Source organism: Metabacillus litoralis (assembly GCF_003667825.1).
Lineage (GTDB): Bacteria > Bacillota > Bacilli > Bacillales > Bacillaceae > Metabacillus > Metabacillus litoralis_B.
Window position 1 is genome coordinate 2,323,834 of the sequence record NZ_CP033043.1, and the last position, 11,167, is coordinate 2,335,000.

6 protein-coding genes, 2 rRNA genes and 1 pseudogene are annotated in these 11,167 nt (G+C 40.4%); 5 read left to right on the forward strand and 4 right to left on the reverse strand.

Features of this window, described 5'->3' with window-relative positions; all coding sequences use genetic code 11:
* Positions 1-4 precede the first annotated feature (4 nt).
* Positions 5-607 carry an NUDIX hydrolase gene (locus tag D9842_RS11545; RefSeq protein WP_373995105.1) on the reverse strand — a complete coding sequence of 201 codons (603 nt, stop codon included), beginning with the start codon at positions 605-607 and terminating at the stop codon, positions 5-7.
* Between the two features lie 37 nt (positions 608-644).
* Between D9842_RS11545 and mciZ the strand changes: the two are divergent.
* Together mciZ and D9842_RS11555 are read left to right on the forward strand one after the other, a co-directional pair.
* Positions 645-755 (forward strand): annotated as a pseudogene (gene mciZ / locus D9842_RS26680) (Z-ring formation inhibitor MciZ); the annotation flags it as partial.
* A 161-nt stretch (positions 756-916) separates the two neighbouring features.
* Positions 917-1,825, forward strand: coding sequence for an aldo/keto reductase (locus tag D9842_RS11555; protein WP_121662670.1), 909 nt, complete (start codon positions 917-919; stop codon positions 1,823-1,825).
* 37 nt (positions 1,826-1,862) lie between these two features.
* Here the strand turns inward: D9842_RS11555 and D9842_RS11560 are convergent, their stop codons facing one another.
* Complete coding sequence (locus D9842_RS11560) at positions 1,863-2,099, reverse strand: YqkE family protein (RefSeq protein ID WP_121662671.1); 237 nt, start codon at positions 2,097-2,099, stop codon at positions 1,863-1,865.
* A gap of 439 nt (positions 2,100-2,538) precedes the next feature.
* On the opposite strand from D9842_RS11560, the gene D9842_RS11565 reads away from it, so the two are divergent.
* From D9842_RS11565 to D9842_RS11580, 3 genes are all read left to right on the forward strand, one after another.
* Positions 2,539-3,471 carry an alpha/beta hydrolase gene (locus tag D9842_RS11565; RefSeq protein WP_121662672.1) on the forward strand — a complete coding sequence of 311 codons (933 nt, stop codon included), beginning with the start codon at positions 2,539-2,541 and terminating at the stop codon, positions 3,469-3,471.
* Positions 3,472-3,689: 218 nt separating this feature from the next.
* Positions 3,690-5,096 (forward strand): alanine/glycine:cation symporter family protein, encoded by a 1,407-nt coding sequence (locus D9842_RS11570; protein ID WP_121662673.1) that lies wholly within the window; start codon positions 3,690-3,692, stop codon positions 5,094-5,096.
* A gap of 1,324 nt (positions 5,097-6,420) precedes the next feature.
* Positions 6,421-7,560, forward strand: coding sequence for an IS110 family RNA-guided transposase (locus D9842_RS11580; protein ID WP_121662675.1), 1,140 nt, complete (start codon positions 6,421-6,423; stop codon positions 7,558-7,560).
* 171 nt (positions 7,561-7,731) lie between these two features.
* Here the strand turns inward: D9842_RS11580 and rrf are convergent.
* Positions 7,732-7,847 (reverse strand): 5S ribosomal RNA (gene rrf, locus D9842_RS11585).
* 207 nt (positions 7,848-8,054) lie between these two features.
* Positions 8,055-11,008, reverse strand: a 23S ribosomal RNA gene (locus D9842_RS11590).
* Between the last annotated feature and the right edge of the window lie 159 nt (positions 11,009-11,167).

An 11,167-nucleotide genomic window follows, 5' to 3' on the forward strand; every position in this document is an offset into this window, starting at 1 on the left:
ATAATTATTTACTTGAATTTTTCACAGTATGCTTTAATCGTAAATACTGAACAGCATAGGCTGTTTTCGCATCGTAAATTCGTTTATTTGCAATCATTTCTTCAGCTTCCTCTAGTGTTACCTCCATCACCTCAACAAATTCATCCTCATCTAATTCTGCTGCCTCTGAAAGCTTTTCAAGATTTTCCGCAAGAAATAAATGAACAAGTTCATCTGCAAAACCAGGAGATGTATAAAAAGAAATAAGTGGTTCTAAATGAGTACAAGTGTACCCTGTTTCTTCTTCAAGTTCTCTTCGTGCTGTCGTTTCAGGTTCTTCCCCTTTTTCTAGTTTTCCGGCTGGGATTTCCACTAAATTACGTTCTAATGGCTTACGAAATTGCTCTACCATAACAATTTTATTTTCCGGAGTAATCGCTATAACTGCTACAGCCCCTGGATGCTTAACAATTTCTCTTGAACTTGTCTTTCCGTTTGGAAGTTCAACTTGTTCTACATATAAATCAATAATTCTGCCTTTATAAATCTCTTTAGATGATAATGTTGTTTCGTTCAGTTTCATCGTTACTTCAGCTCCTGTTCTATAAGCTTTTTTATCCTCATACATTCTATCATATCTTAACTGGAAGGGAATGGATTGCCGGGTGAAAATCTATCGACATGATCAAGGAATCACTCTTGTAGGTAAGGCTTGGGAAATCAGAGCAAAATTAAAAGAATATGCAAGCATTTACTCAACGGTGAATGAATGGGTTCAAAACGAAAAGCACAATAAAAAGAAAAGAAATCGTCGTGGCACCTTTACTAATAATACTTTTAATTAAGAATGAACAGCAGGGTCTTTTTCAGTTGATTTTCACCAGGCTTTGTACTAATCTCAATGATATGACTTGATATTATACTGGAGTGATTATGTTTGCGAAAAAGACAACTCGGTAAATCTGATTTATTTGTGAGTGAAGTTGGCCTTGGTTGTATGTCATTAGGTACAGAGGAAAAACATGCCCTTTCACTTGTTGATAGGGCAATTAACTTGGGAATAAATTATTTAGACACAGCTGATTTATATGATGCAGGTGTAAACGAGGAGCTTGTTGGTAAAGCGATTAAACATCAACGTAACGAGATAATCTTAGCAACAAAAGTCGGAAACAAGTGGAAAGAAGATAAAACAGGCTGGACATGGGATCCATCTAAGGCATATATAAAAACCGCTGTCAAAGACAGTTTAAAACGTCTACAGACAGATTATATTGACCTTTATCAGTTACATGGAGGCACAATTGAAGATCATATTGATGAGACGATTGAAGCCTTTGAAGAATTAAAGCAAGAAGGTGTCATTCGATATTATGGTATTTCCTCTATTCGCCCTAATGTGATTAAGGAATATTTGAGCAAATCGAACATAGTTTCAATTATGATGCAATACAGCTTATTGGATCGTCGTCCAGAAGAATGGTTTTCTATCATAAAAGAGCATAATGTAAGTGTCATTGCCCGTGGTCCGCTTGCAAAAGGACTTCTTACTAAAAAACCTTTAGGAGAAAAATCAACATCTAAAGGCTACTTAACTTATTCAGAGGCTGAGCTAAAAAGTGTACTATCTATGTTAGAACAAGTAGACTCTAACCATACTATGACTGAACTAGCTATACAATATTGCCTACACCAAGATGTAGTTGGTACTGTTATACCAGGAGCTAGCAAGTTAAAGCAATTAATTGAAAATGCTGAGGCAGGATCCTCAGAAAGACTGTCACAGCAAACCTATGAACAGCTACAAACACTCACAAAATTTGATAAATACGCACAACATCGTTAAAGTTTAAAAGCGGAGTTAACCCCCGCTTTTAATTTTTTCATTTGAACTCTTTCCATGATAGTGAGCTTTCATTAAAAAGCTCTTCAAAACTTTTATTTTTCTCTCTTTGCTTTCTCTCCTCAATCCGTTTACGCTCAAGAGCCGCCTCTTTTTCTTCATGCTCTTTTGTTAAATCCTTTTTTACGGCCTTCAATTGTTCTAAAAGATCATTATTTAAATGATCTGATAAAGATACAGCTTGATCATCCTTTTTCTTTTTGTTTGATTTCTTCATCTAAGTTGCCTCCTCTTACCCTCAATCTATTAAAAATTATAGCAAATTTATCACAGTTTTAACTACTAGTACCTCTTGTTTTAATTAGCCAATAATTAGAAATAAAACATCTACTAACCTAAACGAATGAATATGAAATGGGATTAAATAGAGCAATTGTATAATTTGCTGATCTATCAGACATTTTAATGAAAGAAAGGAGAGATGTAATATGGCAAAACAACGTGGACAAAAAGGCAAACCAAATTCTGACACAACCAATAATAAGATGGCAGCGGAAGAAATGGAAAAGGCTATTCATCCAACAAAAAGACAAAACTCACCGCAATAATTACTGAAGACAGGCATAACGCTTGTCTTCTTTTATTTCATAACGGATTATTGGTGAACACCTTCTTTTCATGTAAAATAAAAGGTATGTTCATTTAGGAGGCTTTTCATGAAAAAAATATTAACGACTATCCTAATCATCCTTTCGTATGTTTTAATTGTTGGCTTTTTCTTTACGAATAAGATGATGTACATCAAAAAGAAGAAAGATGAAGACATCATTAACAGAGAAACAAAATATGGTTTTTATAATCAAAAAGATTTTGACTCTCTTGATAAAAGAGATTTCTCTATTACTTCTCAATTCGGATATCAAATTAAGGGAGCTCTTTATGAACCACATCATACTAATCGGTACATTATTATTTGTCATGGTGTAACAGTTAATCGACTAAATTCAGTTAAATATATGAATTTATTTATCAAAAAGGGCTGGAATGTATTAATTTACGATCATCGACGCCATGGTGAAAGTGGAGGTAAAACCACAAGCTATGGTTACTATGAAAAATTTGACCTTCAGACTGTTGTTAACTGGCTAAAAAATGAGGTTGGTGAATCACTTATTTTAGGTATACATGGCGAATCTATGGGAGCAGTTACTACTCTACTTTATGGTGGGATGGTTGAGGATGGAGCTGACTTTTACATAGCCGATTGTCCGTTTTCTGAACTAGAAGCTCAACTTCTTTATCGCCTTAAGGTCGAATTTAATATTCCTGGATTTTTGGTTATGCCAATTGCTAAACCATTTGTTAAGCTTCGTGACCGGTATTCACTTAAAGATGTTTCCCCAATTAGCATAATAAATAATATCCATAATCCTGTCCTCTTTATTCATAGTAAGGATGATGACTACATACCTGTTGATATGACGAAGCAACTATACAATAAGAAAGCTGGCTATAGAAAGCTCTATATTGCTGAAAAAGGCTCTCACGCAATGTCATACGCTGAAAACCGTGAGAAATATTCCGAAGTAATAGATGAGTTTCTTGAGGATATTGGTGTAATCTCTAATGTTCAACTAGGCACTAACTAGTTATTCTAATCATGAATATACATATTGGCCTAATCACAACTAGGCATGTAGGTGTGATCAGGCCTTAAAATACCACTAATCCTCCTTTTTCTTCCCACTCTACTATTTATCCCACACGCTTTTTTCACTTCTTTCAATAGAATAGTTTATCAGGAACTTCTAATATGCTAATATAATAAAAGTATTTAGTTAGAATAGCTTTAGAAGGAGATTGATTTATGACAATAATTGAAAATATCATTAATGGAACAAATACATTGTTATGGTCGTATGTATTAATCATTATGTTAATTGGGGCAGGAATTTATTTTACTGTTCGAACAAAATTTGTTCAATTTCGAATGATTGGCGAAATGGTTCGCTTATTAGGTGAAGGTGCAGCTGCTAATAAAAAGGGGGTTTCATCTTTTCAGGCATTTTGTATTAGTACGGCCTCTCGTGTTGGTACTGGTAACCTTGCTGGTGTTGCCATCGCAATTACAACAGGAGGACCAGGAGCTGTTTTTTGGATGTGGCTAATTGCCTTAATTGGCTCCGCATCTGCCTTTGTTGAAAGTACACTTGCACAAATCTATAAAATAAAAGACGGGGACACATTTCGCGGTGGTCCGGCCTATTACATGGAAAAAGCACTAAACGCTCGTTGGATGGGTGTGACCTTTGCTGTATTGATAACGCTAACTTTTGGCTTAGCTTTTAATTCTGTTCAGGCAAATACAATTACAAGTGCTTTTCACTCATCATTCGGTATTAGCAAGGTACTAATTGCTATTATTTTATCTATTATCACAGCGATTATTATCTTTGGTGGGATTAAAAGAATTGCCAAGGTATCTGAAATTATTGTACCAATTATGGCAGGTGCCTATATTCTTATTGCTCTATTCATCATGCTAACAAATATTACAGAAATCCCAGGTGTTTTTATATTAATATTCGAAAGTGCCTTTGGACTTAAAGAGGCTGCAGGTGGTGCTTTAGGTGCCGCAATGATGAATGGAATCAAACGAGGTTTGTTTTCAAACGAAGCTGGGATGGGAAGTTCACCTAATGCTGCAGCTACCGCGGATGTCAGCCACCCTGTTAAACAAGGTTTAATTCAAGCGCTTGGGGTGTTTGTTGATACGATTATTATTTGTAGTTCAACTGCATTTATCATCTTGTTATCAGGTCTTTATACCTCTCAAGAATCAGATGGTATTATCCTAACACAACAAGCACTAGAAACTTCTATAGGATCATGGGCTGGAATTTTTCTTGCGTTTATCGTTCTTATGTTCGCATTCAGCTCTATCGTCGGGAACTACTATTACGGAGAATCTAATATTGAATTTATAAATCAAAAAAAGATCTATCTTATTATTTATCGTATTGCTGCTGTATTTATGGTTGCTTTTGGATCATTAGCTTCCTTAAACTTCGTGTGGAGTTTAGCCGATATGTTTATGGGCCTAATGGCAATTATTAATTTAATCGCCATTTCAATACTTGGCAAAATTGCATTTTCTGCACTTAACGACTATACAAAGCAAAAAGCAAATGGAAAAGATCCAGTCTTTGATAAAACCTCTATTAAAGGTTTAAAAAATGTTGAAGCTTGGGAAAAGCCATTAGAAAAATCATAAAATATATATCTTTATAAAAACCTTTTTACTAGTCATGAATTTGACTTGTAAAGAGGTTTTTTAGTCTTCAGAAGACATTTAGATCTTCTTGTTCAACAATACTTACCTTAATACCAAAGCTTCAGGACTTTAATTCATTAGGGGATCAACAACAAATGCGAGCGGAAAAGAGCGTGTGTGTCGTTCATAAGGGGATCTACGGCAAAAGTCGTAGGAAAAGTGCATGTTCTGTCGTTCATAAATGGGATGAACGACACAAGTGGTAGGAAAAGTGCATGTTCTGTCGTTCATAAGTGGGATGAACGACACAAGTGGTTGGAAAAGTGCATGTTCTGTCGTTCATAAGTGGGATGAACGACACAAATGGTAGGACTCAGAAAGGGAATGTCGTTCATAGCGGTGATGAACGGTAAATCAGGCAGGAAATAGAAAGGAAATATTGCTTGTATTCACTCTATAAACCAGTTTTTTCTTAAGAATGGATGCATAGGTCTTCTTCCATGAACATTTTAACTGTGATTAATATGTTTATCTGCGATTTTACAAGGGGTATCTACGATTACTAGAGTCTTATCTTCGATTATAAGAGGGGTATCTACGATTATTAGAGGTTTATCTTCGATTTTCCCGTTTTTATCTTCGATTCGACAAAATTCTACATTTCCTCTACTTACTCTTGCTTGTACCTTTAAATTTGTTTCTACCATGCATCTTCATAATAAAAATTATATTTATGCTTCACCCTTACTTTTTTTATAAGCAAAAAAAGACCAGCATCTCTACTGCCTCCATCTTACTTGGCGACGTCCTACTCTCACAGGGGGAAACCCCAACTACCATCGGCGCAAGAGCTTCACTTCCGTGTTCGGACTATCGGCTTGCTGCGATAAGCGGCGAATCTCTGCGTCAGCTTGTTCGTTCAAATCCTCATGTGGCAAGACCGCACACTCCGGTCTTCACTCCCTGCGCTTCCTTGACCTTCTTGCTTCTCCCAAGCCTCAGGCTAGTAGTCTTATTTAGTCTCTATCTCTCTATTTCAAATCTTCGATTTCATTACCTTTTACTACACAAAAAACATTCATGATCTTTCGCTCTCAACCCCGGAATGAAAATAGAGTTCTCATCCCATAATGTTGATACCGCAAACAGTGAGTATATAACGTGGTCTTTATTGGTGGTTCGACCCTGTACAAAAAACTGTTGGAATGAATTTGGTGTACAACCCATTGTTAGCTCCCTATGTCTAGGATGACTACGAACAGAAAAATGTTTAATTTCAAATTCATTCCACTGTCTGTGGAATAATTTTATGAAGGTGAATAAGGTGGAAACTTTACACAAACGTTGTGCTGGTTTGGATGTTCACTCAGAAACCATTGTGGCTTGTGTATTACTAGGTGATTCAGAAGCTGAATTGGAAAGAGTAATTGAAACTTTCCCAACATTAACGAAGGATTTATTTCGTCTGCTTAAATGGTTAGAAGAAAAAGAAGTCACTCACATTGCGATGGAGAGTACGGGAGTTTATTGGAAACCAGTTTACAACATCTTAGAAGATTTTTTTGATATTACTTTGGCTAATGCACAAAGGATTAAAAACGTTCCCGGTAGGAAGACAGATGTTTCGGACGCAGAATGGATAGCTAAATTATTAAGACATGGACTAATAGAGAAAAGCTTTGTCCCTCCAGAAGACTTTCGAAATTTACGAGATTTGACTCGACTTAGAAAGAAATGGATTGGGCATATGACATCTGAGAAGAACCGAATTCAAAAAGTGTTAGAGACTTCAAACATAAAATTAAGTACTGTTATTTCAGATGTTTTTGGTGTTTCAGGAAGGAAACTCTTGGAACAATTAATATCTGAAGGTTTTATTGATCAGGAAGAAGTTGAGAAAAAGATACATGGAAGAATGGCTCATAAAAAACAATTGATTACTGATTCTTTATTCGGTACATTAAATGATCATCAACTTTTTCTAATCCAACAATCCTGGATGCATATTACTTATCTAGAAACGTTAATATCCGATATTGAGAAAAGGATCGATGAAATCTTACTAGACTATCAGGAAGAAGTTCAACTTTTAATCACAATGCCGGGTATTAAAAAAGATACAGCTGCAGTCATCCTTGCAGAAATTGGTGTAGATATGGGACAGTTTCCAACTTCTAAACATCTCGCTTCATGGGCAGGATTATCACCTGGAAATCATGAAAGTGCAGGAAAAAGAAAAAGTACACGAACAGTTAGAGGAAATCCACATATTAAATCTGCATTGTGCGAAGCTGCATGGGCTGTTTCAAGGAGTCGTAATAAAAGGTTGGGAATCAAATATTGGTCGTTGGCTGCGAGAAGAGGAAAGAAAAAAGCACTCGTTGCCATAGGACACCGAATGCTTACGATTGTCTATCATATGCTTCAGAACAAAAAACCCTACCACGAGTTAACTTCAAATTAGCATTATAGACAAAAAATAGAAAAGTTAAACGAGAAACCGTAAAGTACGGTAGCTCTGCTTTCCTATTGCCAAATTTAATTATCTATAGCTTAATCAAATGCGATCAAGTTTAAACCTTTAATTTATTTTCACAGAAAAAGACCAGCATCTCTACTGATCTTTTCTCATCTTACTTGGCAACGTCCTACTCTCACAGGGGGAAACCCCCAACTACCATCGGCGCTGAAGAGCTTAACTTCCGTGTTCGGCATGGGAACGGGTGTGACCTCTTCGCCATCATCACCAAATAATATTTAGTTTGAAGGATATTCCTTCAAAACTAGATAACGATTTACAATTCAACTTCACTCTACTGAGTTTATGCTCTTACTTTGTCCAGCTCCAGAAGCCAAATCCTACGGTAATTTCACTCTCTCGAAGAAGTCAAAGAACGACTTCATCTCGATCGCTCCAATTCCCTATGGATAAAAGCTAAGCTTCTTCCGCTTTTCTATTAGGTTAAGTCCTCGATCGATTAGTATCAGTCAGCTCCACACGTCACCGCGCTTCCACCTCTGACCTATCAACCTGATCATCTTTCAGGGATCTTACTAGCTAAATGCTATGGGAAATCTCATCTTGAGGGGGGCTTCATGCTTAGATGCTTTCAGCACTTATCCCTTCCGCACATAGCTACCCAGCTATGCCTTTGGCAAGACAACTGGTACACCAGCGGTGCGTCCATCCCGGTCCTCTCGTACTAAGGACAGCTCCTCTCAAATTTCCTACGCCCACGACGGATAGGGACCGAACTGTCTCACGACGTTCTGAACCCAGCTCGCGTACCGCTTTAATGGGCGAACAGCCCAACCCTTGGGACCGACTACAGCCCCAGGATGCGATGAGCCGACATCGAGGTGCCAAACCTCCCCGTCGATGTGGACTCTTGGGGGAGATAAGCCTGTTATCCCCGGGGTAGCTTTTATCCGTTGAGCGATGGCCCTTCCATGCGGAACCACCGGATCACTAAGCCCGACTTTCGTCCCTGCTCGACTTGTAGGTCTCGCAGTCAAGCTCCCTTGTGCCTTTACACTCTACGAATGATTTCCAACCATTCTGAGGGAACCTTTGGGCGCCTCCGTTACATTTTAGGAGGCGACCGCCCCAGTCAAACTGCCCACCTGACACTGTCTCCCAGCCCGATCAGGGCTGTGGGTTAGAATTTCAATACAGCCAGGGTAGTATCCCACCGACGCCTCCACCGAAGCTAGCGCTCCGGCTTCTCAGGCTCCTACCTATCCTGTACAAGCTGTACCAAAATTCAATATCAGGCTACAGTAAAGCTCCACGGGGTCTTTCCGTCCTGTCGCGGGTAACCTGCATCTTCACAGGTACTATAATTTCACCGAGTCTCTCGTTGAGACAGTGCCCAGATCGTTACGCCTTTCGTGCGGGTCGGAACTTACCCGACAAGGAATTTCGCTACCTTAGGACCGTTATAGTTACGGCCGCCGTTTACTGGGGCTTCGGTTCAAAGCTTCGCTCAGCAGCTAACCTCTCCCCTTAACCTTCCAGCACCGGGCAGGCGTCAGCCCCTATACTTCGCCTTGCGGCTTCGCAGAGACCTGTGTTTTTGCTAAACAGTCGCCTGGGCCTATTCACTGCGGCTTTTCCGGGCTATTCACCCTAAAAAGCACCCCTTCTCCCGAAGTTACGGGGTCATTTTGCCGAGTTCCTTAACGAGAGTTCTCTCGCTCACCTTAGGATTCTCTCCTCGCCTACCTGTGTCGGTTTGCGGTACGGGCACCTCTCACCTCGCTAGAGGCTTTTCTTGGCAGTGTGGAATCAGGAACTTCGGTACTATAATTCCCTCGCCATCACAGCTCAGCCTTCACGACAACGGGATTTGCCTCATTGTCAGCCTAACTGCTTGGACGCGCATATCCAACAGCGCGCTTACCCTATCCTTCTGCGTCCCCCCATTGCTCAAACGGTGAGGAGGTGGTACAGGAATTTCAACCTGTTGTCCATCGCCTACGCCTTTCGGCCTCGGCTTAGGTCCCGACTTACCCTGAGCGGACGAGCCTTCCTCAGGAAACCTTAGGCATTCGGTGGAGGGGATTCTCACCCCTCTTTCGCTACTCATACCGGCATTCTCACTTCTAAGCGCTCCACCAGTCCTTACGGTCTGGCTTCACAGCCCTTAGAACGCTCTCCTACCACTGTTCGTAAGAACAGTCCACAGCTTCGGTGATACGTTTAGCCCCGGTACATTTTCGGCGCAGAGTCACTCGACCAGTGAGCTATTACGCACTCTTTAAATGATGGCTGCTTCTAAGCCAACATCCTGGTTGTCTAAGCAACTCCACATCCTTTTCCACTTAACGTATACTTTGGGACCTTAGCTGGTGGTCTGGGCTGTTTCCCTCTTGACTACGGATCTTATCACTCGCAGTCTGACTCCTGAACATAAGTCTTTGGCATTCGGAGTTTGACTGAATTCGGTAACCCGATGGGGGCCCCTAGTCCAATCAGTGCTCTACCTCCAAGACTCTCATTTCAAGGCTAGCCCTAAAGCTATTTCGGAGAGAACCAGCTATCTCCAAGTTCGATTGGAATTTCTCCGCTACCCACACCTCATCCCCGCACTTTTCAACGTGCGTGGGTTCGGGCCTCCATTCAGTGTTACCTGAACTTCACCCTGGACATGGGTAGATCACCTGGTTTCGGGTCTACGACCACGTACTTATTCGCCCTATTCAGACTCGCTTTCGCTGCGGCTCCGTCTTATCAACTTAACCTTGCACGGGATCGTAACTCGCCGGTTCATTCTACAAAAGGCACGCCATTACCCGTGATTTCCCGCAAGGAAATATCAACAGGGCTTTGACTACTTGTAGGCACACGGTTTCAGGATCTCTTTCACTCCCCTTCCGGGGTGCTTTTCACCTTTCCCTCACGGTACTGGTTCACTATCGGTCACTAGGGAGTATTTAGCCTTGGGAGATGGTCCTCCCTGCTTCCGACGGGATTTCACGTGTCCCGCCGTACTCAGGATCCACTCTGGAGGGAACGAAGTTTCAACTACAGGGTTGTTACCTTCTTTGACGGGCCTTTCCAGACCTCTTCATTTACTCCGTTCCTTTGTAACTCCGTACATGAGTGTCCTACAACCCCAAGAGGCAAGCCTCTTGGTTTGGGCTTCTTCCGTTTCGCTCGCCGCTACTTGGGAAATCGCGTTTGCTTTCTCTTCCTCCGGGTACTTAGATGTTTCAGTTCCCCGGGTCTGCCATCATCACCCTATGAATTCAGGTGAGGATACTACTCCATTACGAGCAGTGGGTTTCCCCATTCGGAAATCTCCGGATCAAAGCTTACTTACAGCTCCCCGAAGCATATCGGTGTTAGTACCGTCCTTCATCGGCTCCTAGTGCCAAGGCATCCACCGTGCGCCCTTAACAACTTAACCTTTGACATCGAAGATGTCGTTTAAATCAATTATTAAGAGAATCACTAAACTAAGCGTTTAAACTCAGTGAATTACTTGAATTGTTTCCGTTATCTAGTTTTCAAGGAACATATATTGAGAGATAGTTCTCTCAAAACTAAACAAAATCAGAAACGTCTT

What these genes read in the sequence shown, in the direction of transcription:
- D9842_RS11545 (WP_373995105.1), bottom strand. Translation starts at nt 607, where the DNA reads ATGTATGAGGATAAAAAAGCTTATAGAACAGGAGCTGAAGTAACGATG.
- D9842_RS11560 (WP_121662671.1), bottom strand. Translation starts at nt 2,099, where the DNA reads ATGAAGAAATCAAACAAAAAGAAAAAGGATGATCAAGCTGTATCTTTA.
- D9842_RS11565 (WP_121662672.1), top strand. Translation starts at nt 2,539, where the DNA reads ATGAAAAAAATATTAACGACTATCCTAATCATCCTTTCGTATGTTTTA.
- D9842_RS11570 (WP_121662673.1), top strand. Translation starts at nt 3,690, where the DNA reads ATGACAATAATTGAAAATATCATTAATGGAACAAATACATTGTTATGG.